At 74.0% G+C, this 23,669-nt stretch carries 22 protein-coding genes and 2 pseudogenes; 9 read left to right on the forward strand and 15 right to left on the reverse strand.

From position 1 onward, the window contains the following. Positions 1–4: 4 nt before the first annotated feature. Entirely contained in the window at positions 5–94 is a 90-nt protein-coding gene (locus ACQP17_RS03225; protein WP_433854835.1) for a DUF664 domain-containing protein, read from the reverse strand. Next, complete coding sequence (locus ACQP17_RS03230) at positions 79–381, reverse strand: DUF664 domain-containing protein (protein ID WP_433854836.1); 303 nt, start codon at positions 379–381, stop codon at positions 79–81. Before ACQP17_RS03230 ends, ACQP17_RS03225 begins: the two co-directional genes overlap by 16 nt. Positions 382–572: 191 nt before the next feature. Here ACQP17_RS03230 and ACQP17_RS03235 point away from each other — a divergent pair, with 191 nt between their 5' ends. From ACQP17_RS03235 to lnt, 3 genes are all read left to right on the forward strand, one after another. After that, on the forward strand, positions 573–2,546 hold the full coding sequence (locus tag ACQP17_RS03235; protein WP_433854837.1) for an ABC transporter ATP-binding protein: 1,974 nt from the start codon (positions 573–575) through the stop codon (positions 2,544–2,546). 74 nt (positions 2,547–2,620) lie between these two features. Further along, positions 2,621–3,106, forward strand: coding sequence for a nuclear transport factor 2 family protein (locus ACQP17_RS03240; RefSeq protein ID WP_433854838.1), 486 nt, complete (start codon positions 2,621–2,623; stop codon positions 3,104–3,106). A gap of 119 nt (positions 3,107–3,225) precedes the next feature. Next, on the forward strand, positions 3,226–4,800 hold the full coding sequence (lnt, locus tag ACQP17_RS03245) for an apolipoprotein N-acyltransferase (protein ID WP_433854839.1): 1,575 nt from the start codon (positions 3,226–3,228) through the stop codon (positions 4,798–4,800). Here the strand turns inward: lnt and ACQP17_RS03250 are convergent. From ACQP17_RS03250 to fabG, 5 genes are all read right to left on the reverse strand, one after another. Then, positions 4,769–5,677, reverse strand: coding sequence for a Gfo/Idh/MocA family protein (locus ACQP17_RS03250; RefSeq protein ID WP_433854840.1), 909 nt, complete (start codon positions 5,675–5,677; stop codon positions 4,769–4,771). The genes lnt and ACQP17_RS03250 overlap by 32 nt on opposite strands. 264 nt (positions 5,678–5,941) lie before the next feature. Further along, on the reverse strand, positions 5,942–6,478 hold the full coding sequence (locus tag ACQP17_RS03255) for a hypothetical protein (RefSeq protein ID WP_433854841.1): 537 nt from the start codon (positions 6,476–6,478) through the stop codon (positions 5,942–5,944). A 184-nt stretch (positions 6,479–6,662) separates the two neighbouring features. Beyond that, entirely contained in the window at positions 6,663–7,331 is a 669-nt protein-coding gene (locus tag ACQP17_RS03260) for a uracil-DNA glycosylase (RefSeq protein ID WP_433859826.1), read from the reverse strand. 300 nt (positions 7,332–7,631) lie between these two features. After that, positions 7,632–8,402 (reverse strand): SDR family oxidoreductase, encoded by a 771-nt coding sequence (locus ACQP17_RS03265; RefSeq protein WP_433854842.1) that lies wholly within the window; start codon positions 8,400–8,402, stop codon positions 7,632–7,634. 29 nt (positions 8,403–8,431) lie between these two features. Continuing rightward, positions 8,432–9,193, reverse strand: coding sequence for a 3-oxoacyl-ACP reductase FabG (gene fabG, locus ACQP17_RS03270; protein ID WP_189100831.1), 762 nt, complete (start codon positions 9,191–9,193; stop codon positions 8,432–8,434). Positions 9,194–9,423: 230 nt separating this feature from the next. Here fabG and ACQP17_RS03275 point away from each other — a divergent pair, with 230 nt between their 5' ends. Continuing rightward, the gene (locus ACQP17_RS03275; protein ID WP_433854843.1) at positions 9,424–9,777 is read left to right on the forward strand and encodes a putative quinol monooxygenase; all 354 of its coding nucleotides are present in this window, start codon (positions 9,424–9,426) and stop codon (positions 9,775–9,777) included. Positions 9,778–9,933: 156 nt separating this feature from the next. Here the strand turns inward: ACQP17_RS03275 and ACQP17_RS03280 are convergent, their stop codons facing one another. Next, positions 9,934–11,691 (reverse strand): sensor histidine kinase, encoded by a 1,758-nt coding sequence (locus ACQP17_RS03280; protein WP_433854844.1) that lies wholly within the window; start codon positions 11,689–11,691, stop codon positions 9,934–9,936. A gap of 303 nt (positions 11,692–11,994) precedes the next feature. Between ACQP17_RS03280 and ACQP17_RS03285 the strand changes: the two are divergent. The 5 genes and pseudogenes from ACQP17_RS03285 to ACQP17_RS03305 all read left to right on the forward strand — a co-directional run. Beyond that, a pseudogene (locus ACQP17_RS03285) lies at positions 11,995–12,393 on the forward strand (NAD(P)-binding protein); the annotation flags it as partial. A gap of 336 nt (positions 12,394–12,729) precedes the next feature. Then, positions 12,730–13,270 (forward strand): annotated as a pseudogene (locus ACQP17_RS03290) (aldehyde dehydrogenase family protein); the annotation flags it as partial. A gap of 111 nt (positions 13,271–13,381) precedes the next feature. Continuing rightward, the gene (locus tag ACQP17_RS03295; protein WP_433854845.1) at positions 13,382–15,538 is read left to right on the forward strand and encodes a prolyl oligopeptidase family serine peptidase; all 2,157 of its coding nucleotides are present in this window, start codon (positions 13,382–13,384) and stop codon (positions 15,536–15,538) included. Positions 15,539–15,764: 226 nt separating this feature from the next. Further along, complete coding sequence (locus ACQP17_RS03300; protein ID WP_433854846.1) at positions 15,765–16,316, forward strand: Rieske (2Fe-2S) protein; 552 nt, start codon at positions 15,765–15,767, stop codon at positions 16,314–16,316. Positions 16,317–16,440: 124 nt separating this feature from the next. After that, positions 16,441–17,064: a class I SAM-dependent methyltransferase gene (locus ACQP17_RS03305; RefSeq protein ID WP_433854847.1), complete on the forward strand. Its 624-nt coding sequence runs from the start codon at positions 16,441–16,443 to the stop codon at positions 17,062–17,064. Between the two features lie 28 nt (positions 17,065–17,092). On the opposite strand, the gene ACQP17_RS03310 is transcribed toward ACQP17_RS03305, so the two are convergent. The 7 genes from ACQP17_RS03310 to ACQP17_RS03340 form a co-directional block, all read right to left on the reverse strand. After that, positions 17,093–17,284, reverse strand: coding sequence for a hypothetical protein (locus tag ACQP17_RS03310; RefSeq protein WP_433854848.1), 192 nt, complete (start codon positions 17,282–17,284; stop codon positions 17,093–17,095). Next, the gene (locus ACQP17_RS03315; protein ID WP_433854849.1) at positions 17,262–19,178 is read right to left on the reverse strand and encodes a carbamoyltransferase family protein; all 1,917 of its coding nucleotides are present in this window, start codon (positions 19,176–19,178) and stop codon (positions 17,262–17,264) included. The genes ACQP17_RS03310 and ACQP17_RS03315 overlap by 23 nt, the downstream gene beginning before the upstream one ends. 1 nt (position 19,179) lies before the next feature. Then, the gene (locus tag ACQP17_RS03320; protein WP_433854850.1) at positions 19,180–19,365 is read right to left on the reverse strand and encodes a hypothetical protein; all 186 of its coding nucleotides are present in this window, start codon (positions 19,363–19,365) and stop codon (positions 19,180–19,182) included. Positions 19,366–19,376: 11 nt separating this feature from the next. Beyond that, a complete protein-coding gene (locus tag ACQP17_RS03325) occupies positions 19,377–20,294 on the reverse strand; it encodes an SGNH/GDSL hydrolase family protein (protein ID WP_433854851.1) in 918 nt (305 codons plus the stop codon). A 100-nt stretch (positions 20,295–20,394) separates the two neighbouring features. Continuing rightward, positions 20,395–21,330: an NAD(P)/FAD-dependent oxidoreductase gene (locus ACQP17_RS03330; RefSeq protein WP_433854852.1), complete on the reverse strand. Its 936-nt coding sequence runs from the start codon at positions 21,328–21,330 to the stop codon at positions 20,395–20,397. Between the two features lie 3 nt (positions 21,331–21,333). After that, positions 21,334–22,671, reverse strand: a complete 1,338-nt coding sequence (locus tag ACQP17_RS03335; RefSeq protein WP_433854853.1) for an MFS transporter — start codon at positions 22,669–22,671, stop codon at positions 21,334–21,336. Next, the gene (locus tag ACQP17_RS03340) at positions 22,664–23,566 is read right to left on the reverse strand and encodes a phytanoyl-CoA dioxygenase family protein (protein ID WP_433854854.1); all 903 of its coding nucleotides are present in this window, start codon (positions 23,564–23,566) and stop codon (positions 22,664–22,666) included. The genes ACQP17_RS03335 and ACQP17_RS03340 overlap by 8 nt, the downstream gene beginning before the upstream one ends. Between the last annotated feature and the right edge of the window lie 103 nt (positions 23,567–23,669).

Below are 23,669 nucleotides of genomic sequence, written 5' to 3' on the forward strand. Positions count from 1 at the left end.
CGGGTCATCCGCCGACCGCGCCGTCGGCCTGCTCACGGAGGATGTCGGCGTGCCCCGCGTGCCGGGCGGTCTCCTCGATCATGTGCACCAGCACCCGGCAGCGAGCGCACCTGGCTCGCCGCGCCGGCCGGGCGGGGCACGGGTGCCCTCCCCCGCGAAGGCATGGACGAACCCATACCGCTCCGCCGTCGTCAGGTGCTTGACCAGGCCGAGAATGCTGGTCCCCGAGGGCACCCCCGGAGTGCACTGCTGCTCCGTCAGCCCCTGCGCCTTCGTGATCACCGCTTCCCGCAGGTGGTGCAGGAGGGCGAGCAGCGCCGGCCGTTCCTCGGCGTCGATGGCGGGCGGCACGGTGTCACGGTGCGGTTGAGTCTGCGTCACCGGCCCGCCGTAGCCCGCCGACGGTCCGTCGAAGGCGGGTCACGGGCGGGAATTCGACGGTGCGGGGCACGGGTGACGGCCCGTGCGGGTGAGCGGGGTGGATTCCGTTGACCTCAACATTGCTTGAGGTTCTAGGTTTCTCTCATGTCGCCGGTCCCGCACGGCGATCCCGTGACGGCTCGGAGGCCACGATGGACATGGAAGTCACCGCCTGGCATGCACTGCACAGCACGATGACCGCGCAGCAGGGGCGGCGCCGCTTCTCCCGCGGCACCCTGCGCCGCATCACGGCGTTCGCCCGGCCGCACCGCCGCCGGCTGCTGTGGTTCCTCGTGCTCAGCACGCTGACGGCGCTGCTCGCGGTGGCCACCCCGCTGCTCGCGGGCCGGGTGGTGGACGCGATCGTGAGCGGCGATCCGCCGGACGTGGTCGTCGGTCTGTCCGGGCTGATCGCCACCATCGCGGTCGCGGAGGCGGGGCTGGGGCTGCTGACCCGATGGCTGTCGGCGGGCATCGGGGAGGGGCTGATCCTCGATCTGCGGACGACGGTGTACGACCACGTCCAGCGGATGCCCCTCGCGTTCTTCACCCGCACCCGCACCGGCGCGCTGGTCAGCCGGCTGAACAACGATGTGATCGGCGCCCAGCGGGCGTTCAGCGACACCCTGTCCGGCGTCGTCAGCAATATCGTGACGCTGCTGCTCACCCTCGTGGTGATGCTCGGGCTGTCCTGGCAGATCACCCTGATCGCGCTGGTGCTGCTGCCGGTGTTCGTGCTGCCCGCCCGCCGGGTCGGCCGCCGGCTGGCGGGCCTGCGGCGGGAGGGCGCCGACCACAACGCGGCGATGGGCACCCAGATGACCGAGCGGTTCTCCGCGCCCGGCGCCACCCTCGTCAAGCTGATGGGACGGCCCGCCCGCGAGTCGGCCGAGTTCGCCACCCGGGCCCGCCGGGTCCGCGACATCGGGGTCCGCTCGGCGATGGTCCAGACGTACTTCGTCACCGCGCTCACCCTGGTCTCCGCCCTGGCACTGGCCGTCGTCTACGGCCTGGGCGGCTTCCTGGCCCTGCACGGACGGCTGGAGCCCGGCGCGATCGTCTCGCTCGCCCTGCTGCTGACCCGGCTCTACGCCCCGCTGACCGCGCTGTCCGGCGCCCACATCGAGGTGATGAGCGCGCTGGTCAGCTTCGAGCGGGTCTTCGAGGTGCTCGACCTGAAGCCGCTGATCACGGAGAAGGCGGACGCCCGCGCGGTGCCCGAGGGGCCGGTATCGGTGGAGTTCGACTCGGTCCGCTTCGGCTACCCGGCCGCCGACAAGGTCTCGCTGGCCTCCCTGGAGGAGGTCGCGGCCCTCGACACCCGGGGCGGCGAAGAGGTCCTGCACGGCGTCTCCTTCCGCGCCGAGCCGGGCCAGATGGTCGCCCTGGTCGGCTCCTCGGGGGCCGGCAAGTCGACCGTGGCGCAGCTGCTGCCGCGGCTGTACGACGCCGATTCCGGTGCGGTCCGGCTGGCCGGGGTGGACGTCCGCGATCTGACGGCCGCCTCGCTGCGCGACGTCCTGGGCATGGTCACCCAGGACGGGCACCTCTTCCACGACTCGATCCGCGAGAACCTGCTGCTGGCCCGGCCGGAGGCGGCGGAGGCCGAGCTGTGGGACGCGCTGCGCCGGGCCCGGCTGGCGGAACTGATCGACCGGCTGCCCGACGGTCTGGACACCGTCGTCGGCGAACGCGGCTACCGGCTCTCCGGCGGCGAACGCCAGCGGCTGACCATCGCCCGGCTGCTGCTCGCCCACCCCCGGGTGGTGATCCTCGACGAGGCGACCGCCCATCTGGACAACACCTCCGAGGCGGCCGTGCAGGAAGCCCTCACCGAGGCGCTCGAAGGCCGCACCGCCCTGGTCATCGCCCACCGGCTGTCGACCGTACGGGCCGCGGACGTGATCCTCGTCGTGGAGGACGGGCGGATCGTCGAGCGCGGCACGCACGAGACGCTGCTGGCGGAGGACGGGCGGTACGCGGAGCTGTACCGGACCCAGTTCACCGACGCCCCGGAGCGCCGGGAGGCCGGGCGGCCGGCCGGGGAGGCAGCCGGGCGGACCGCCGGGGAGGCAGCCGGCCGCCCGGACGCGGGGCAGGATCCGCTGGCGGCGCTGGCGAACTGACGCCCCGCCGGTGCGGACACGCCCTGGGCCCCCGCCTCTTGGCGGGGGCCCGCGCCATGCCGAAAACTGTGCCGATGACGCAGCGCGCGGAACACTCCACGATCATGGACCGCCTGGCCCTCGACGATCTGATCACCGGCTACGCCCGTGCGGTGGACGACGGGGACTGGCCCGGCTATCTGGCCCTGTTCACCCCGGACGGGCGGGCCGACTACCGCTCGGCGGGCGGCATCGAGGGCGGGGCCGAGGAGATCGCGGTCTGGCTGGCCCAGATGCTGGGGCAGTTCGCGATGCGCCAGCATCTGATCGTCAACCGCCGGGTCGGCCTCGCCCGGCCGGACGGCACCCCCGCCGACACCGCCACGGTCCGGGCCGACTACCTCAACCCGATGCGGCTGGCCGGTCCCGTCGCGGAGACCGGCGACGAGGAGGCCACCGCCCCCAATTACACCTGCGGCGGCCGCTACGACTTCACCGCCCGCCGCACCCCGGACGGCTGGCGGCTGGCCGGGGTCGTGGTCCACGAGAAGTGGCGCCGGGCGCACCTGCTCGGCGACTGACCGTCCCCGGCCCCCGCCGGCCCGTAATCGGCCGTTGCGGCGACACCCCCTTTTCTTGATCCGCCGACCCGCGCACACTGGCCGTCCGAGACGGGCACCGGGACGAGGAGGGAGGCGGCATGGACGGACCGATCGGCCACCGGGCGCGGTGGCTCGGCTCCCCCTGGACCCGGGGGCCGGCCGCCGCCCTGGCCGGCGCGGTACCGGCCCTCACCTTTCCCGCGCCGTCGTGGTGGTGGCTGTCGTACGTCGCGCTGGTCCCCTGGCTGCTGCTGGTGCGGACGGCGCCGACCCACCGGCGGGCGGCGCTGGACGGCTGGCTGGGCGGCGCCGGGTTCATGCTCGCCGTCCACCACTGGCTGCTGCCGAGCCTGCACGTCTTCATCCTGGTGCTCGCCCTGCTGCTCGGGGCGCTGTGGGCGCCGTGGGGGCTACTGGTGCGCGCGCTGCTGGGCGACGCGTCCCCGGGTCCGGAGGGGACGGCGCGCGGCGCGGGGCGGCGGGCCACGGGCGGGCGGTACGCCGCCGCGCTGGTGCTGGTGCCCTCGGGCTGGCTGATGGTCGAACTGGTCCGCTCCTGGGAGTACTTGGGCGGCCCCTGGGGGCTGCTGGGCGCCGGCCAGTGGCAGGTGCCGCCCGCGCTGCGGCTGGCGTCGATCGGCGGGGTGTGGCTGCTGAGCCTGCTGATCGTGGCGGTGAACACCGCGGTGGCGGAGCTGCTCGCCCGCCCCGCGGCCTGGCGGCCCGCCGTCTCGGGGCTGCTGGTGTGCGCGCTGGCGGTCACCGCGGCATGGTTCTGGGCGCCGGTCCCCCGCCGTGCGGGCACCGTACGCTTCGCGGTCGTCCAGCCCGGCCCGACGGGCACCCCCTCGGCGCGGCTGGCCCGCAGCGAGGCGCTCACCCGGTCGCTGGCGGGCCGCGGGGTGCGCCTGGTCGTCTGGGGGGAGAGCAGCCTCTACCAGGACCCGGCGGACCGTCCGGCGCTCGCCGCCCGTCTCGCCGCCCTCTCCCGGGAGACCGGCGCCGAGCTGCTGATCAACGCCGACTCGCCGCGCGCCGGCCGGGCCGGGATCTACAAGAGCGCCGTCATGATCGGACCGCACGGGCCGACCGGCGAGCGCTACGCGAAGATGCGGCTGGTGCCCTTCGGCGAGTACATACCCTTCCGGTCCGTGCTGGGCTGGGCGACCCGGGTGGGCAAGGCGGCCACCACCGACCGGCTGCGCGGTGCCCGCCAGGTCGTGCTGCCGGTCGCCTCCGCGGGCGGGCTGCGCATCGGGCCACTGGTGTGCTTCGAGACCGCGTTCCCCGACATGAGCCGCCATCTGGCGCGCGACGGCGCGCGGGTGCTGGTCGCCCAGTCCTCGACCTCGACCTTCCAGGACAGCTGGGCGCCCGCGCAGCACGCCTCACTGGCCGCGCTGCGCGCCGCGGAGACCTGGCGGCCCATGGTGCACGCCACGCTCACCGGCGTCAGCGCGGCGTACGGCCCGCGCGGCGAGCGGATCGGCGAACGGCTGGGCACCGACCGCAGCGCGGCGGCCGTCTACGACCTGCCGCTGGCCGAGGGCACCAGCCCGTACACCCGGTTCGGTGACTGGGCGGTGTACGGGGCGATGGGCGCGCTGTTGCTGGCCGGCGGGTACGCGGGGGTGCGGGCGCTCAGCAGGCGGCCTGCGTCAGGGCGTCGGTGATCACCCGTTCGCACAGCTCGTGGGTGCGCAGCGCGTCCCGGGCGGACGGCTGCCGGCCGGCCCGTACCTCGTCCAGGAACGCCAGGACGATCTGCTCGATGCCGCGCTGGCGGGCGACCGGCACCCAGTCGCCGCGGCGCCGGATGCTCGGCTGTCCCTTGTGGTCGATGACCTCGGAGAGATTGACGACCTGCCGCCGGGTGTCCTGTCCGGAGACGTCCAGGACCTCCTCCGCCGAGCCGCTGAGGCGGTTCATGGTGCCGAGGGCGGTGAAGCCGTCGCCGGACAGCTGGAGCACCACGTGCTGCATCAGCCCGTCCCGGATCCGGGTGCGCACATCGATGTGGTCGACCTCGCCGGGGACGAGGAACCGCAGGGTGTCGACGACATGGATGAAGTCGTCCAGCACCAGTGTGCGCGGGTCCTCGGGCAGGCCGATGCGGTTCTTCTGCATCAGGATCAGGTCGCGGGCGTGCTCGCGGCACTGGGCGTAGGCGGGCGCGAAGCGGCGGTTGAAGCCGACGGTCAGGCCCACGCCGCGGTCCTCGGCGAGCGCGACGAGCCGCTGGGATTCGGCGAACTCGTACGCGAGCGGCTTGTCGACATAGGTCGGCACGCCGGCTTCGAGCAGCCGGGTCACCAGCTCGGGGTGCGCGGCGGTGGCGGCGTGCACGAAGGCCGCGTCCGGGCCGGTGGCGAGCAGCGCGTCGAGGTCGGTGTGGAGCTGTGCGGGAGGCAGCCGGAGGGTGTCGCCTACCTGGTGGAGGGTGGCCGGGGTGCGGGTGTGCAGATGCAGTTCGAGGCCCGGTTGTGCGCCCAGGACGGGGAGGTACGCCTTCCGGGCGATGTCGCCGAGTCCGATGCAGCCGACCTTCACTCGTGCTCCCTGGGTTGTGCCGCGTTGCTGGTGCCTGGCGTGCCGGAAGCATACGTGCCGGTCGGCGGCCACCGGACGGCGCTCCCGGGGCGGGCACGCGGTGCGCGGCGGGGTGCCGGGACGTGCGCGGCCGGGTGCCAGACGTGGGGGGGCGTGAGGCGGGCGACGTCGCCTGGCGGGGTGGGGTGCCGTGTTGGGGTGGGGTGGGGTGCCGCGGCAAGGTGGGATGCCGGGCGGCGGCCGGACCCGCGGCGGCGGTCGGTCCTACGGGGTGTGGCCCGCGGCCCGGTCGATCCGCCGCTGGAGCCGGTCGATGGCGTCCCGGAGGCCCTGGCGGTACTCGCCGTCGGCGAGGGCGTTGACCGAGGCCCGGGCCCGCCGCAGCTGGGCGCGGGCATCGGCCGGACGGTCGAGCGCGGCGTAGTCGGCGGCGATGTTGAGGTGGAGCGAGGGGAAGAACGCCCGGAGCGCGACGAGGGGGTGGCGGGGGCCGGGTCCGTCGGCGATCCTCGGCTCGGCGGACGCGGCGGCGCACCCGGGCCGTTCGGTGACGAAGCCCTCGGCGGCCTCCAGGGCCCGCAGGTCCCAGTCGAGTTCGTCCCGGGGGTCGTCCTGGGTGTCGGCCATGTAGTGGGCGAGGGTGCAGCGGTGGAAGGCGTCCCCCTGCGGCCCGATCTCGTGCCACAGTGCCGTGAGGCGGTTGCGTGCCTCTTCCCGGTCACCGGCGCGGTGCAGCATGATCGCCTGGCCGATCCGGGTCAGCACCCCGTCCTCGGACGTCGCCTCCCGCCGCTTCTCCATCACCGCGCACTCCCGGATCCGTTCACCACCGCCATGTCGTTGCCTCGACGCTAACCGCCGGGCGCGACCCGCGCGCGGTGTGCGCGACGCGCCCGGGCGGCGGGCCGGGGTCGGCGGGCCGTGGCGCGCGGCGGCGCCCGACGGACGCGGCAGGTGGCCCGGCCCGCCGCCCGGGCCCGGTGACTCAGCCCAGGTCGGGGATGCGCCAGTCGATCGGGGCGTGGCCCTGGGCGGCGACGGCCGCGTTGATCTGGGTGAAGGGGCGGGAGCCGAAGAACTTCTTCGCCGACAGCGGGGAGGGGTGCGCGCCCTGCACCACGGCATGCCGCTCCTCGTCGATCAGCGGCAGCTTCTTCTTGGCGTAATTCCCCCACAGCACGAAGACCGCCGGATCGGGCCGGGCGGCCACGGCGCGGATCACCGCGTCGGTGATCTTCTCCCAGCCCTTGCCCTTGTGGGAGTTCGCCTCGCCCTCGCGGACCGTGAGGACGGCGTTCAGCAGCAGCACGCCCTGCTGGGCCCAGGGCATCAGATAGCCGTTGTCCGGAACCGGGTGGCCCAGCTCCTCCTGCATCTCCTTGTAGATGTTCCGCAGCGACGGCGGGGTCTTGACGCCGGGCCGCACGGAGAAGCACAGACCATGGCCCTGGCCCGCGCCGTGGTAGGGGTCCTGGCCCAGGATGAGCACCTTCACCTGGTCGAAGGGGGTCGCCTCCAGCGCCGCGAAGACCTGCTCGCGGGGCGGGTAGACCGGGCCGCTCGCCCGCTCCTGCTCGACGAAGTCGGCAAGCTCCTTGACATAGGGCTTCTCCCACTCCTCGCCGAGGACCTCGCGCCAGGATTCGGGCAGCATGTCGGTCTCCACGTCAACAACCTCCGGTGTGCGGTGCGTTCTCACTCACAGAACCTACCGGCGGCCACTGACAACGCGGGCCGCGGACCGGACCGGCACCGCTCCCCCGCCGTCGGCCGGGCCGTTCCCGGGCCGGCGCGTGCGGCGATCCCGCGGCGGCAGGCGCGCCCTCCATGGTCCCACGCCGCCCGGCCGGGCCCGCCGACGCACGTGGTGCCGGCCCCCGCCGGGTCCGGCACCACGGAGGTGTCCCTGAGCGCACACCGGGGCACGGTCTCCCCGGCAGCCGCCCCGGCCTCGTCAGACCCCGGCGTTGAGGAACAGCCCGCCGTCGACGACCAGGTTCTGGCCGGTGATCCAGCCGGCGGCGTCGGACAGCAGGAAGGCCGCGGCCCCGCCGATGTCCTCCGGGACGCCCAGCCGCGCCATGGGGTACCCGGCCGCCGCCTCCTCCTCGCGGTTCTCGTACAGCGCGGCGGCGAACTTGGTCTTGATCACCGCGGGCGCGATGGAGTTGACCCGCACGCCCGGCGCGAACTCGTGGGCGAGTTGGAGCGTCATGTTCACCATCGCCGCCTTGCTGATCCCGTACGCCCCGATGAAGGGCGAGGGGGCGATGCCGGCGATCGAGGCGATGTTGACGATCGCGCCGCCGTTGTCCTTCTGCCAGGCGTGCCAGGTGCGCTGCGCGAAGCCGAGCGCCGAGACGACATTGGTCTCGAACACCTTGCGGGCGACGCCCAGATCGAGGTCGGCGATGGGGCCGAACACCGGGTTGGTCCCGGCGTTGTTGACGAGGTAGTCGACGCGCCCGAAGGTCTCCATGGCGCGCTCGACGGCCACCGCCTGGTGGGCCTCGTCATGCGCCTTGCCGGCGATGCCGAGCACCCGGTCGGCGCCCAGCTTCTCGGCGGCTTCCTTGAGGGTGTCCTCGTTGCGGCCGGTGATGACGACCCGGTCGCCGCGGGCGACCAGGGCCTCGGCGATGCCGTAGCCGATGCCGCGGCTGGCGCCGGTGACCAGCGCCACCTTGCCGGACGGCGCGGGCCGGCCGCTGTTCTGCTCGGTCATGTCCAGAACTCCTGAAGTCGGTGGGGCGGTCAGTTGAGCGGGCCGCCGGCGACGTACATGACCTGGCCGGAGACGAAGCCGGCCGCCTCACCGGTGAAGAAGGCGATGGCGTTGGCGATGTCCTCGGGGCGGCCGACCCGCTGCACGGGGATCTGCGTGGCGGCCGCGGCCTGGAACTCCTCGAAGCCCATGCCGACGCGCTCGGCGGTGGCGGCGGTCATGTCGGTGACGATGAAGCCGGGGGCGACGGCGTTGGCGGTGACCCCGAACTTGCCGAGCTCGATGGCGAGGGTCTTGGTGAAGCCCTGCAGACCGGCCTTCGCCGCCGAGTAGTTGACCTGGCCGCGGTTGCCGAGCGCCGAGCTGGAGGAGAGATTGACGATCCGGCCGAACTTGGCGTCCACCATGTGCTTCTGGCAGGCGCGCGACATCAGGAACGCGCCGCGCAGATGCACGTTCATGACCGTGTCCCAGTCGGTCTCGCTCATCTTGAACAGCAGGTTGTCGCGCAGCACGCCGGCGTTGTTGACGAGGACCGTCGGCGCGCCCAGCTCGGCGGCGACCCGGGCGACCGCGGCCTCGACCTGCTCCGCGTCGGAGACGTCACAGCCGATCGCGACGGCCTTGCCGCCGGCCTCGGTGATCTTCTTGACGGTGTCCTTGCAGGCCGCCTCGTCGAGGTCGAGTACGGCGACGGCACGGCCCTCGGCGGCCAGGCGTACGGCGGTGGCCGCGCCGATGCCGCGGGCCGCGCCCGTCACGATGGCGACGCGCTGCTCGGTGGTGGACATGCGGGTTCTCCTCACCCTAGAAACCTCGACAAGCGGCCCGCCCCACCGATCCCTGGGTGAGCAACCGCTTAGTAGCCTGAGCAGGGCTGACGCTAGAAGCCCGGCAGGGCGCTGTCAACGCCCCACCCCCGTGCCGTGGCCCACCGCACCGCGCGGCGGCCCGGGACCCGGCGGCCGGTACACCGCGCCCCCGCTGCGGGGGCGGCCGCGCGGTCTGCTGGACTGTGCGCATGAGCATTTTCGTCCGCGCGCGCTTCGACGTCCGAGACCAACGCCACGCCGAATTCGAGGAATTGGCCGTGGCCCTGCGCGACCAGGCGCAGGAGGAGCCCGGGACCCCGACCTACCGCTGGTTCTCGGCCGGGGCCGGGAGCTATCTGGTGCTGGAGGAGTACACCGACACGGCGGCGGCCATGGCGCACCAGGAACGTGCGGCGGAACTGCTGGCCCGCGTGGCGCAGTGCGCGGAGCTGGTCCACGCGGAGTTGTACGGGGCCATCGGTCCCGAGCTGCGCGAATGGGTCCGGACACACCCGCAGGCCGCCGTGTTCGCGGACTTCCCCGCGCCCGACGCCGAGGACTGAGTCAGCGTCTGGTGACGGTGCGCGGGTGAGCGGTCCTACGACGTGCCCGTCCACGCCGCGGGACGGTCCGGGGAGCGTGGCGGCGAGCGGGAGGTCGTGTGAGGTCCGCCGTCCGCGGCCGTGCCCGAGGGGCCGGTCCCCGGGCGTCGATCCCGTTCAGCGGCCGGCGAGCGGGACCGTGGCCTCGAGGGCGAAACCGCCGCCCGGCAGGGCCCCGGACGTGAAGGTGCCGCCGAGGGTGCTGACGCGTTCGCCCAGTCCGACGAGTCCGCGGCCGCCGCTGGGCAGTTCCGTGCCGGGCGGGCCCTGCGGGGCGTCGTTCTCGACCCGTACCCGCACCGTGTCGGTGAGGTGGCGCACCTCGACGCGCACCGGAGCCCCGGCGGCGTGCTTGCAGGCGTTGGTCAGGCCCTCCTGGACGAGGCGGTACAGGGCGCCGCCGAGGTCGGCGTCCAGGTCACGCGGGGTGCCGGTGATGTCGAGGTCGATGCGGGCGCCGGTGCTGCGGGACTCCTCGACCAGGGTGGCGACGTCGTCGAGCGTCGGCAGCGACGGCTGCGGGGCCTGCTCGTCGGGGTGGTCCATCCGCAGCACGTTCAGCACATCGCGCAGTTCGTTGAGCGCCTGGCGGCCCATCTGGCCGATGAGCGCGCCGGTCTTCCGGGCGACCTCGTTGTCACCGCCGGCCCCGGCCTCCAGGGCGCCCGCGTGCACCACCATCAGGCTCACCCGGTGCGAGACCACGTCGTGCATCTCGCGGGCGATCCGGGCGCGTTCCTGCATCCGGGCCTGCGCCTCCTTGAGGTGCTGCTCGCGCTCCAGACGCTCCGCCCGCTCCCGCAGGTTCACCAGCAGGCTCTGCTTGGTTCCCCGGTACATGCCGAGCAGCACGGGGACCACGATCATGGAGACCAGCAGGAACATCGCCATGGGGAGGACCACCGGCAGGTCCACGAGGTACGCCCAGGCGAGGAGTACGGCCGCGGCCGCCCCGGAGATCGTCAGCAGCTGGCGGCGGGAGCGCCCGTATTTGGCCACCGTGTACAGGCTGACCGGGAGGGCGCTGAGGGGCGGCAGGACCAGCGGCAGCAGCGCGATGGACGCCACGGCGACGCCCGCGGGGTAGCGGCGGCGCAGGACGACGGTCAGGCCCCCCAGGACCGCGAGAGCCGCGACCACCGGCGCCGGAAGCCCCAGGGAGCCGCCGTGGACGACGTTGACGAGGAGAACCGCCGGGTTGGCCAGCGGGAACAGCACCACCAGCGACACGTCGAACAGCATCGCCCGCCGGGTCTCCCACCAGCCCGGGTGCCGGCCCAGCGGGCGGAGTCCGGCGAGCACCGGCAGCACGACGGCGGCCAGCGCCACCACGAGCAGCAGCACCCCCTGGTACGAAGCGGTGAGCCCGTGACGGGGGGCGAGACGGTGCAGGTGCACCAGGGCGACGGCGAGGACGGTGGCCAGCCCGAGGGACGCGGTCACCACCACGGTGCGGATCCGCCGGACCGGGCCGCCGTGGCGGGCGAGTGAGTAGTAGGCGACGGAGAGCGTCAGCACGGAGCCGGTCCCCAGCAGCAGCCCGCCGGTCACGGCGGCGGCGACCGCGACCGGGAAGCGGCGCCGGAACAGCAGGAGTCCGGCCACCGCGAGCGTCAGCCAGCCGGATACGGACGGCGGCAGCGGGCTGTAGATCTCGCCCGGCGCGAAGCCCGTCCGCACCTCGCGGTCCGCCAGGCCACAGCCCAGCGCGAGCACCGCGTCGACCACCACGGCGTACCACGGGCGCGCCCGGAACAGCGCCCGCACCCGGCTCCGCAGGTCGTCCCCTGCGGAGGCCTCCGCCGAATTCACGGAACGGGAGGGCGACTTCTCCGCGCTTTCGGTGAACGGTGCGGAGCTTTTTTCAAGGGTCATGAAAAGAACCAGACGGCCGGTGGAAGTGTCCGCAGATTCTAGGGCAGTTCCGTCCGGTCCGGCCCTCGGAATCCTCCCTTGCGTGCGGTGACCCGGCAATGACTTTGCGTTATCGCATTTCCGGGTCTGTGGCATTACCGGCGGCTCTCGCCATTCGGGCCGGGGAGGGGCGCCGAAGAGGCCTTCGTGATGACCGCTGTGGTCCGGTGGATGGCCGCGAGAACCCCCGTCCCCGGCATCTCGGGTGTCCAGCGTCAAGACCACGAGGGATTTCCGGTTCCCACAGCAAAGGGATGAGGAACGATGGGCAACGCGCATGGCGGGGGCAACGGGGCGTGGAAAGCGGGTGAGCTGGACACCTGTGTGATCGGGGCCGGGCCGGCCGGACTGGCGGTGGCCCGCGCACTGCGGGAGCGGAATCTGCCGTACACCCACCTGGAACGGCACGAGGCGGTGGGCGGCGTCTGGAACATCGAGAATCCGGGGTCCCCGATGTACGAGTCGGCCCACTTCATTTCCAGTAGGACGCTTTCCGGATTCGGTGGGTTCCCGATGCCGGATTCCTATGCGGACTATCCGTCGCACAAGGACATCCGCGCGTATCTGCGGTCGTTCGCCGACGCGTACGGGCTGACCGGGCGGGTGGAGTTCGGGGTCGAGGTGAAGAGCCTGCAGAAGCGCCCGGACGGTTCCTGGCTGGTCACGCGTTCCGACGGCGGACACAGCCTGCACCGCAATGTGGTGATGTGCTCGGGCAGCCATCCGGCCATCAATTCAATGCTGCTGCACCACCTCCAGCACGGTGACATCCACGCCAAGCCGGGGATCGCGCGGGTCCGGAGGGAAGTCGGTGATCTTCACGGCCGGCACCGGGGACCTCTTCGATCTCATTCTGCTGGCCACCGGATACCGCCACCGGGTGCCCTACGCACAGCGGCACCTCAGCGACGAACAGCACCCCGACCTCTACCGCTCGGCCTTCTCGCGGGAGCACACCGGGCTGTTCGGTGTCGTCTTCGTAGAGACCAATTCACCCGCCGCGAGCCGCTCGGCGTCGTCGCCGCGATCGTGCCCTGAAACTATCCGCTCGCCATGACCGCGTGGAAGGTGGGGCCCGCGCTCGCGGCCGGCACCCTGCTGGTCAAGCCGGCCGGGGTGCCGGCGGGCGTGCTCACCGTGCTGCCCGGCCACGGGTCGGTGACGGGCACGGCCCTCGCCCGGGCATCCCCGGATCGGCGCGCTGTCCTTCACCGGCTCCACCGCCTCCGGCCGCCGCATCCTGGCCGCCGCCGCGGAGATCGACTTCAAGCGGGTGAGCCTGGAGATGGGCGGCAAGAGCCCGCAGATCCTCATGCCCGACGCGCTGAGCTTCGGCGACGCGCTGATCAACGACATGAACGTCTTCAACTACGCCGGTGTGGTCACCGGCGGCGCGCTCAGCGGCCTCCTGGGCTCCGGTGGCCACTTCCGCCTGGCCTACGCCCTTCCGGCGTGCGCGGCCGTGCTGCTGCCGCTGGCCGCTCCCTGTTTCGCGGTGCGGGGAGCACGGCTCCGCCCGGGCGGCAGCGGCGAGGGGTGAGGGGCCGGGCCGGGTCTTCCGTCCGCGTCGTCGATGTGCCTAGTTTCCCTTCGGAGATCGTCACCCCGGGACGGCACCGTCCGGGGCCCGCACCCTCTGGAGGACAGCACCGTGGACAGCAGCGCCCGCCCCGCCGGACACACCGTGAACTCCGCCGCGTTCCCGCGCCAGTTCGCACGCACCCGCCGTTTCTCCCTCGGCGTGCCCCGCCAGTTCACCGTCTCCCCCGATGGTTCCCGGGTCCTGTTCGTCCGCACGGGCTCGGGCACCGACCCCGTGGGCCGGCTGTGGCAGTACGAGGACGGCAAGGAACAGTTGCTGGCCGACCCCGCCCTCCTGGTGGGGAACGGCTGCGGGGAGGTCCCCGAGGAGGAGCGGCTGCGCCGGGAGCGCGCCCGGGAGCGGTCGGTGGGCGTGGTGTCCTACGCGACGGACGACACGGCCCGCCTGGTGGCGTTCGCGCTGTCCGGAGCGCTGTGGGCGGTGCGGACCGACGGTGGCGCGCCGTTCTCCGTCCCCGCGGCGGGGCCGGTGGTCGACCCCCGCCCCTCCCCCGACGGCCGGCACGTCGCCTATGTGAGCCGCCGCTGCCTGCACGTCGTCGATCTGGCCGGCACCGACCGGCAGCTGGCCCGCGCCGAGAGCCCGGAGGTGTCCTACGGGCTCGCCGAGTACGTCGCCGCGGAGTCCATGCAGCGCATGCGCGGCCACTGGTGGGCGCCGGACGGCCGCCACCTGCTGGTGGCCAGGGTCGACACCGGCCCCGTGGAACGGCGTTACACGGCGGATCCGGCCGACCCGGCGAAGCCGCCGCGGGCGGTCGCCTACCCGGCGGCCGGCACCCCCAACGCGGAGGTCACCGTGCAGTTGCTCTCCCTGGAGGGCGAGCGGATCGACGTGCGGTGGGACCGCGGGGCCCATGAGTACCTCGTCGCCGCCGGCTGGGACGCACAGGGGCCGTTCCTCAGCGTGCAGAGCCGCGACCAGCGCAGCCTGCGCACGCTCGCGGTCGATCCGGCGACCGGGTCCACCGGGGTGCTGCACGAGCGGACCGACCCCGCCTGGGTGGAGATCGTCCGCGGCACCCCCGCCCGGACGGCGTCGGGTGCCCTGGTGCTCCCCGAGGACGACGGCGACACCCGGTATCTGACCGTCGGCGGCCGGCGGGTCACCCCCGGCGGACTGCAGCTGTGCGAGGTCCTCGGGGTCGAGGGCGAGCAGGTGCTGTTCACGGCGAGCGAGGACCCGCTGGAGACCCATGTGTGGCGGCACGAACCGGGGCGCGGCAACCGGCGGCTGAGCCGGGGGCCGGGCAGATTCACCGGGGTGGGGCGGGGCGGCACGGTCGTCGTGTCCGGGACGACGCCGCGCGGCGACGAGGCGCGCGTCCTGCGGGCGGAGCCGGCGGACGGCACCGGGCCGGATCAGGACACGCCCTACCGGGTCGTCCCCTCGCTCGCCGAGGAGCCCGCGGTCACCCCGCGGCCCCGCCATCTCCTCCTCGGGACACGGCAGTTGCGGGCCGCGCTCCACCTGCCGTCCTGGCACGAGGAGGGCACCGGGAAGCTGCCGGTGCTGCTCGACCCGTACGGCGGGCCGGGAATGCAGCAGGTGGGGCGCGCCCGCGAATGGCCCACCTGTGTGTCGCAGTGGTTCGCCGAGCAGGGGTTCGCGGTGCTGGTCATCGACGGCCGCGGCACCCCGAACCGGGGCCCCGCCTGGGAGAAGACCGTTCACGGCGACCAGCTGACGCCCGCCCTGGAGGACCAGGTCGACGGGCTGCGGGCGGCCGCGGAGCGGTGCGGCGACCTGGACCTGGCACGGGTGGCGATCCGCGGCTGGTCGTTCGGCGGGTTCCTGGCCGCGGGCGCGGTGCTGCACCGCCCCGAGGTCTTCCATGCGGCGGTGGCCGGCGCACCGCCCACCGACATGCGGCTGTACGACACCCACTGGAAGGAACGGTTCCTGGGTCACCCCGGGGAGCGGCCGGAGAACTACGCGCGCTGCTCCCTGATCGGCCACGGCCATCTGCTGCGCCGCCCGCTGCTGCTGGTCCACGGGCTCGCCGACGACAACGTGGCGGCCGCGCACACCCTGCGCTTCTCGGCGGAGCTGCTCGCCGCGGGCCGGCCGCACAGCGTGCTGCCGCTGCCCGGCGCCACGCATCTGCCCGCCGACGACGCGGTCAACGAGCAGCTGCTGCACTTCCAGCGGGACTTCCTGCGGGAGGCCCTGAAGCGGCGCGCCCAGGAGGCCGAGGGGGACTGAGGCACGTCCCCCGAACGGCCCTCGCCCGTTCGTGCCACCGCCGCCGCCCCCGGGCACGCCACCACGCACGCCGCCGTTCCGCCACCGTTTCCTGCCGTCTTTCGTACCTCCGCGAAAGGAACATGAGCGGGTTGAACACCCCGGGCCGCCGCTCCGTATGGACCCTGTGCAACGCCCATGGAGCAGAGCGCGCACCGAAGGCACCACCATGAACCGGAGGCACACCATGGCTCGACAGGCAGCGTCGGAGCGGACCGGCACCGCGGAGACGACGGCGGCGACGACGGGAGAGACCGGCACGGCACCGGCGGAGCGCGGGGCGGGGCGGCGGGCCGTGGTCGCGGCGGTCGGCGCGGCCGGACTGACGGCGGCACTCGCGGCCTGCGGCGGCAACACGATGGACTCGGGCAGCGGCGACGCGAACGACGCGGCCGGCGAGCAGTCGGCCTCCGGATCGAGCGGCGGGGGCAGCAGCAGCGGGGGCGGCGGTGGCACCGCCCTCGGCAAGGCCTCGGAGATCCCCAAGGGCGGCGGCAAGATCTTCAAGGCCGAGAAGGTGGTCGTCACCCAGCCCCAGGACGGCGAGATCAAGGCGTTCTCCGCGATCTGCACGCACGCGGGCTGCCTCGTCGGTGAGGTCTCCGGCGGCACCATCAACTGCATGTGCCACGGCAGCAAGTTCGACATCAACGACGGCAGCGTGAAGAAGGGCCCGGCCACCAAGGCACTCGCACCCGCCAAGGTCGACGTCAAGGGCGGTTCGGTCACCCTCGGCTGACGGCACCACCACCCAGGCCGCCCGCCGGGGGCCGCGGCCCGGCGGGCGGGTGTCCTCGGCCGTCGCGGCCGGGGAACGTCGTTCGGATCGAGCCCGCCATGCCCGCACCCCCTAGGATCCAACGGTGAGGCAGAGCGCAACTCTGGCCGGGGCCTTCGATGAGCTGGCCGGCAGCTATGACCACCGGCACCACGAGGACATCGCGCGGGCCCTGATCGCGTGGGTGTCCCCCGGTGAGGCCGATGCGGTCGCCGACGTGGCGTGCGGTGCGGGGGCCGTCGCCCGGCAGCTCGCGCGCGGGCGGTCCGGTCGTGCCCCGGCCGTCCTGGCCGTGGATCTGTCCCCCGGGATGATCGCGGTGGGGCGGGCCCGCGCCGCGGGTGTGGAGCGGGGGACGGCGATCGACTGGCGGGTGGCCGACGCCGTCCCGCTGCCGGTCGCCGACCACTCCCTCGACGTCGTGCTCTGCGCGTCCTCGCTGCACTTCCTGGGGCGCCGGGCGCCGGCCGACTGGCGGCGTGCCCTGCGTCCGGGCGGACGGGTGGGTTTCACGCTGCCCCTGGCGACGCACTTCCGGCCGTCGGAGCGCTTCTCGGGGCACCTCGCCGCCGACGTACCGCTGCCGCACACCGCGCAGGAGGCGAGCCGCTGGGCGACGGCGTGCGGATTCACCGGGGCCGAGTCGCGCGTCCTGGTCCTCGGTACCCGCCGCGTGGTGCTGACCTCGGCGAGCCGGGACGGCCGGTAGACCCGGACGCCGACGGGCCGCCGTCCTCTCAGGGGGCCCGGCGGAAGGGCGGCAAGGGGCGGGCCGGGCGGTCCAGATAGCTCGTCCGGCGGGGGTCCCGGGAGCGCCGCAGCGGGTCCCGCACCGCCCGCACGCACAGTCCGGCCGGGGTGATCACCGCGAAGTACAGCACGGCCGGGCCCAGCCGCCGCAGCCGTTCAGTCCATCGGGATCGCCGCACGCCAGTCGCCCTCCTCCCGCCATTCGGGCTGGTCCCGCTTGTCCAGCAGGAAGTCGCCGAGGACCAGCAGATCGATCCGGGTGCGCATGAAGCAGGCGTACGCCTGCGCGGCGTCGCGCACGATCGGCTCGCCGCGGACGTTGAACGAGGTGTTCACCAGCACCGGGCAGCCCGTGCGGTCCCGGAAGGCGGTGAGCAGCGCGTGGAAGCGCGGGTGGTGCGCGGCGGACACGGTCTGCACGCGGGCCGAGCCGTCGACATGGGTGACCGCCGGGATCGTCGAGCGCGGCACCCGCAGCAGGTCCGGGCCCGTCACCCCGTCCGCCGCGGCGGGGCACTCCCGCCGCTGTGCCGCGGCGACCTGCGCGGTCAGCAGCATGTACGGGCTCTCCTGCGGCAGGTCGAACCAGTCCTTGGCGTCCTCGGCGCGCACCGCGGGCGCGAACGGGCGGAAGGACTCCCGGAACTTGGTCTTGAGGTTGAGGGTGGACTGCATGGCGGGATCGCGCGGATCCGCGAGGATCGAGCGGTTGCCCAGCGCCCGCGGCCCGAACTCCATCCGGCCCTGGAACCAGCCCACCACCCGGCCCCGCGCCAGCTCCGCGGCGACCCGCTCCACCAGGTCCCGCTCCGGCAGCCGCACCGCGGGGTAGCCGCCGCGGGTCAGGAACTCCGCGGTCTGACGGTCCGAGCAGGCGGGGCCCAGCAGCGCCCCCGCCATCGCGTCCGTGCCGCGCGCCAGATGGGGGCGGGGCGCTCCCCGGCGGTGCGACTCGGCCAGCGCCGCGCCGAGCGCCCCGCCCGCGTCGCCGGCCGCCGGCTGCACCCACAGCTCGTCGCAGACCCCGTCGGCCAGGATCCGGCCGTTGGCCACGCAGTTGAGCGCCACCCCGCCGGCCAGGCACAGCCGGCGCTCCCCGGTGCGCTCCAGCACGGTTCGCGCCAGCCGCAGCATCACCTCCTCGGTGACCTGCTGCACGGAGGCCGCGAGGTCGAACTCCCGCTCGGTGAGCGGGCCTTCCGGTGTCCGGCGCGGCCCGCCGAACAGCTCCTCGAAGGCCCGGCCGACCATGGTCTGCCCGTACTGGAAGGTGAAGTGCCGCAGATCCAGGCGGAACGAGCCGTCCGGCTTGAGGTCGATCAGCCGCTCCCGGATGAGCCGTGCGTAGCGGGGTGTCCCGTAGGGCGCCAGGCCCATCAGCTTGTACTCGCCGGAGTCGACCTTGAAGCCACAGAAGTACGTGAACGCGGAGTAGAGCATGCCGAGCGAGTGCGGGAAGCGCAGTTCCGCGAGCGGGACCAGCTCGGTGCCCCGGCCGTGCCACAGCGTCGTCGTCGCCCACTCCCCCACGCCGTCGACGCACAGCACCGCGGCCGACGGGTACGGGCTCGGGAAGAACGCCGAGGCGGCGTGCGAGGCGTGGTGGCGGTGCGCGATCACCGGGGGCAGCGGCCGGCCGGGGGCCAGGGCGCGCAGCCGGGCCCGGACGTCGTCCAGGGCCCGCCGCTTCCAGCCGGCCCACTGCGGGAACGCCCGGCGGAACACCGGCAGGCCGTGCGGGGCGGTGGCCAGCCAGGTCGCCAGCACACGGCGGAACTTCAGTGCCGGGTCCTCGTAGAACGCCACGGCCGCCAGCTCGTCGAGGCGCAGCCCGGCCTCGCGCAGGCAGCAGGCGACGGCGTGCGAGGGGAAGCCGGGGTCGTGGCGGCGCCGGGTGAACCGCTCCTCCTGCGCCGCCGCGAGCGGGGTGCCGCCGGCCACCACGGCGGCCGCGCTGTCGTGGTAGTAGGCGGAGATGCCCAGGATCGGGCGGTCCGGTGCGCCGGAGCCCGGGCGGTCGGCGCGCGCACCGCCCCCGCCGGTCCCGCTGGCCCCGCTGGCCCCGCTGGCCATGTCAGAACAGGGGGTAGACGGAGGCGTCGTCCTCGGGCTGCGGCCGCAGCCCGGACGGCGGCGCGGGCGGGTCGGCGGGCCGGTCCGCCGGGGTCTCGGGGGCGGGCCGCGGGCGGCCCCGGTGTCGCAGCCAGGAGGCCAGGCGGCCGACCGGCGAGGGGGGCTCCGCGTTGCTGTCGTCACGCACGGCGGGGCTCCTCACGTCAGGTCCAGGCGGTCCGCCAGCTGCCGGGCCACCAGGTCGTATCCCAGATCGGTGCAGTGCACCCGGTCGATGAACAGCCAGTCCGCCGGCTTCGCGGCCTCGGCCAGCGCCGCGTTCAGGTCCAGGAACGGCACATCGAGCCCGGCGCATCCGGCGGCCAGCCGGTCCGCGTAGGCGCGGCCCACCGCCATGGTGGAGATGTCGTTGTGGAAGCGGCGGAAGTTGGACACCTCGTCCAGCTCCTCGAAGAGCTGCTGCTCGCGGGGCAGCGGCTCCTCGCGCACCCAGGGCGCCAGCGGCTGCAGCGCGAAGACCAGCCGGGCACCCAGGCCGTCCGCCAGCAGCTTCCAGGCGCTCAGGTGGCGGATCGTCAGCTCGGTGGCGTGCGCGACCCGCTCGTCCGGCGGCGGGACGACGTCGGGGGCGGGCCCGCAGTCGAAGAAGGCACCGTGCCGGCCCTGCTTCTCCTGGGGCAGCCGGCTGAGCACCAGGTTGTTGACCCCGGAGAGCAGCACGATGTCCTCGACCGGCGGGAGTTCGTGCTGGAAGAGGGTGAACAGCAGCAGTTCCTGGGCCGAGTTGTGGCTCTGGCCGGAGATGTTCAGCCAGGGCAGCCGGGGCGCGTGGGCGTTCCACAGGCGCGCCGGGACGGTGGCCGCGTCACCGGTGGCGCCCACGCCGAAGACCGCGGAACTGCCGGCGAGCACCCGCACCGGGCCGTCGGGGCGGTCGTCGCCGACCGTGGCGCGGAGCCCGCCGGGGCCCGGGGTGACCCGGAAGCCGTGCCGGTCGGTGGTGTGGACGGGGCTCTTCTCGTTGCCGTACTGGAAGTACCCCAGGTAGGGCTGGTCCTCCAGGACGAAGGTGTAGTGCTCCATGTGCGGGGTGAACTCGGCGCGGGGTGAGGTCATCGCGAAGGGGCTCCCGTCGGTGCGCGGTGCGTGGCGGTGGTGCCGTGCGTGGTGCCGGGCCGCCCCGCCGCACGGCGGGTGCGGGGTGGGCGGCCCGTGCTCAGCGGGCCGGGATCGGGGGCGGCGGTTCGGGCAGGGAGCCGGGGCGGTCCTCGCGGATCAGGTCGGCGTTGATGGCCATGCCCGCCAGCCCTCCGCTGGCGGCGGCCATCGCGGCCTGCTGCATGTTCCGGCCGAGGTCTCCGGCCACGTAGAGCCGGGGCAGGCTGGTGCGGCCGCGCTCGTCGGTCTGTACGGACTCCAGGTCCGGCGCCTCCAGCCAGGGGCGCAGCGGGGCCACCCGGGGCTCCATGTCCAGGTGCAGGAAGAGCGCTCCGTAGCTCGCGGACCGGTCGTCCTCGAAGACGACCTCGACGCCCTCGGGGTGCGGCCTCACCTCACTGACCCCGTCGGCGACGACGGGCACCCCGGCCGCGGTGAGCCGGTCCTGCTCGTCCGGGGGCAGCTCGCGCCGGTCGGTGAGGTAGCTGATGCGGTCGGACCACACCGTGAGGGTCGCGGCCAGGCACTCGCTCGCCACGACCCCGCCGTACACGGCGAAGCTGCGGTCGCGGACCTCCCAGGCGTGGCAGTACGGGCATTCCAGGACGGTGGTGCCCCACAGGTCCGCCAGGCCCGGGACCGGTGGCAGCACCGAGCGCACACCGGCCGCGTAGAGCAGGGTGCGGGCCCGGACGGTGCCGGACTCCTTGGTGGTGACCACGACATGGTCGCCGTCGGGCTCCGCCGAGAGCACCTCGTCGTCCCGGAACGTCACGTCGTACGCGGCGAGCTGGGCACGGGAGCGGTCCCGGAAGTCCGCGATGTCCGCCCCGTCGTTGGTGAGGACGTTGTGCATGACGCCCGCCGCCATGTTGCGGGCGTCGCCCGAGTCGATGAGCAGCACCCGGCGGCGTGAACGGCCCAGGTAGAGCGCCCCGTTGAGGCCGGCCGGGCCGCCTCCGACGATCACCGTGTCGTAGAGCTGTGCAGTCAATGGTCACCCCTTGTCGAGAAGGTCACTGTGCGGAGGCGGATCGCAGGGCGGCGGGCCCGAGGGCAGCGGCGGCGCGGAGGGCTCCGGGAGTGTGCCGGCGGGCGCGGCGGGGGCCTCGCGCACGGGCGCGAGCAGCAGCAGCGCGCCCACGGCCAGGACGGTCCCGCACACCACGAACACGGCGGGCACGGACAGGGCTTCGGCGAGCAGTCCGCCGAGCGTCGCGCCGACCGGCATCGTGCCCCACGCGCACAGCCGGGACACGCTCATCACCCGGCCCTGGAGGTCCTCCGGCGTGAGCCGCTGGCGCAGCGACATCACGGGGATGTTCCAGCCCATCATGAAGACGCCGTTGGCGGCGAGCGCGAGCGCGGCCGGTACCGGGTGGCGGCCCAGGCCCAGCGCGGCGTACGCGGCTCCGGACGCCACCAGGGACCAGCGGGCCAGCCGGACGGGGGGCAGCCGGTCGGCGGCCCGGGGCGCCAGCCAGCTGCCGACGACCGCACCCAGCGACCCGACGGCGAGCAGCAGTCCGTACCCGGTCGCGCTCAGCCCCAGCGTGCCCTCGCTCAGCAGCACCAGCATCGAGAAGGTCGCCGAGAACACCAGGCCGTACAGGGCGCTGGCGGCGAGCGTGAGCCGCAGGGTGCGGTGTCCGAGGACGAAGCCGAGCCCGGCGCGGATGTCGCGCAGCACGCCGCCGCGTGTCCGGCCCGGTGCCGGCTCGCGGGAGGTGCGGGCGAGCGGGGCGAGGCCGAGGAGCAGCAGCGCGGCCAGTGCGTACAGCACCCCGCCGGTGGCCAGCGCCGCGGCGGCGGTCAGCCCCACCAGCAGGCCCGCGACGGGCGGCCCGGCGGTCTCGTTGAGCACGATCTGCGCCGCCATCAGCCGCCCGTTGGCGCGCTCCAGGTGCCGCTCGTCGACCAGGCGCGGCAGCATCGCGGGCGCCGCGGTGTCGGCGAGGGTCTCGGCGATGCCCAGCAGGAACGCCAGCGCGTACAGCAGGCCCAGCGGGCGGTTGCCGGTGAGCACCAGGGCCGCGCCGAGCAGCGCGGCCCCGCGGACCAGGTTGCTGCCCAGCACGATCCGGCGCCGGTCCACCCGGTCCACGAGGACGCCGGCCGGGAGCGCGAACAGCAGCCAGGGCAGCATGTTGACGGTGGTCAGCCCGGCGACCACCGCCGGGTCGGGGTGGTGCGCGACCACCAGCAGCGGCAGCAGGGTGCGGGTGATGCCGTCGCCCGCGTTGGAGGCGGCCGTCGAGGCCCACAGCCAGCGGAACGGGCGGCCCAGGTCCGCCCGGCCGGCCGGACGGGCTCCGGAGGGGGCGGTGCTAGCCAACAATGCTCCCCTCGTGCCATGCCCGCAGGCCCAGCAGCCGCTCGCCCAGCGGGGTCAGCGTCGCCGGTCCGTAGAGTGCGGCCTCGTCCTTGCGCACCCCGCCCTGCGGCGGATGCGGCGGGATCCGGTCCCGCCAGAACCGCACCCGGGCCTCACGCAGGTCGGCGTCGTCCTCCCGGGCGGGCGCCATGGTCAGGTACTGGGCCATGCGCACCCGGGCCTCGGAGACGTTGGGGTGCACCCCGTGCGGCAGCAGGCTGTTGAAAATGATGAGGTCGCCGGGCGCGACGTTCGGCGTGGTGATCCGGTGGCCGCTGATGTCCGGCGTGAACGGGTCGCGGTCGGCGGGCTGTCCGCTCAGCCACTTCTCCCAGTCGGTGAAGATCTCCGGCACGCACTGGAAGCCGCCGATCTCCTCGTCGCCGTGGGTCAGCGAGAGCACCGCCTGACAGCTCACCTGCAACGGCTCGGCGGAGGTGTCCACGTCCCAGTGGATGAACCCGTCGAAGGCGCGCGGTCCCCGGTTGGGCGGGTTGACGTTGGCGAAGTCAATGGTGACCCACAGGTCGGCGCGGTCCCAGATGTCGGCGAAGGCGCCGTGGACCCGCGGGGTCTGCCGGACATCCCACTGGGCCTGGTGGTTGTACATCTCGACCAGGCCGCTGTGGCCCGGCAGCCGGTCGTTGCCGGTGTGCGGCGAGGCCCAGGTCGAGGAGTCCTCGGGGTGCATGTCGAGGAAGGAGTGCAGCCCTTCGGTGAGGGCGGCGACCACCTCCGGCGCCACCGCCTGACGGACGATCACATAGCCTTGGGTGATCCACTGTTGCCAGTCCGCGGGGGACAGGACGCGCAGTGGTTCCGTCTTGTGGATGTCTCGCAGTGGAATGGCGGCCACGGGCACTCTCCAGGGACATGACGCCTGCACATGATCGGGCGGGACGGGCCGGCTTCGACATCGCCGTTTCGGCCAACCTCCGTCGGGTCGGCGAGCCGGCGGG

Origin of the sequence: Streptomyces kronopolitis (assembly GCF_050953795.1) — a bacterium.
GTDB lineage: Bacteria > Actinomycetota > Actinomycetes > Streptomycetales > Streptomycetaceae > Streptomyces > Streptomyces kronopolitis_A.

Coding starts and splice junctions, on each gene's coding strand:
- ACQP17_RS03235 (WP_433854837.1), top strand. CDS start 573: ATGGACATGGAAGTCACCGCCTGGCATGCACTGCACAGCACGATGACC.
- ACQP17_RS03240 (WP_433854838.1), top strand. CDS start 2,621: ATGACGCAGCGCGCGGAACACTCCACGATCATGGACCGCCTGGCCCTC.
- lnt (WP_433854839.1), top strand. CDS start 3,226: ATGGACGGACCGATCGGCCACCGGGCGCGGTGGCTCGGCTCCCCCTGG.
- ACQP17_RS03255 (WP_433854841.1), bottom strand. CDS start 6,478: ATGGAGAAGCGGCGGGAGGCGACGTCCGAGGACGGGGTGCTGACCCGG.
- ACQP17_RS03260 (WP_433859826.1), bottom strand. CDS start 7,331: ATGCTGCCCGAATCCTGGCGCGAGGTCCTCGGCGAGGAGTGGGAGAAG.
- ACQP17_RS03265 (WP_433854842.1), bottom strand. CDS start 8,402: ATGACCGAGCAGAACAGCGGCCGGCCCGCGCCGTCCGGCAAGGTGGCG.
- fabG (WP_189100831.1), bottom strand. CDS start 9,193: ATGTCCACCACCGAGCAGCGCGTCGCCATCGTGACGGGCGCGGCCCGC.
- ACQP17_RS03275 (WP_433854843.1), top strand. CDS start 9,424: ATGAGCATTTTCGTCCGCGCGCGCTTCGACGTCCGAGACCAACGCCAC.
- ACQP17_RS03280 (WP_433854844.1), bottom strand. CDS start 11,691: ATGACCCTTGAAAAAAGCTCCGCACCGTTCACCGAAAGCGCGGAGAAG.
- ACQP17_RS03300 (WP_433854846.1), top strand. CDS start 15,765: ATGGCTCGACAGGCAGCGTCGGAGCGGACCGGCACCGCGGAGACGACG.
- ACQP17_RS03315 (WP_433854849.1), bottom strand. CDS start 19,178: ATGGCCAGCGGGGCCAGCGGGGCCAGCGGGACCGGCGGGGGCGGTGCG.
- ACQP17_RS03325 (WP_433854851.1), bottom strand. CDS start 20,294: ATGACCTCACCCCGCGCCGAGTTCACCCCGCACATGGAGCACTACACC.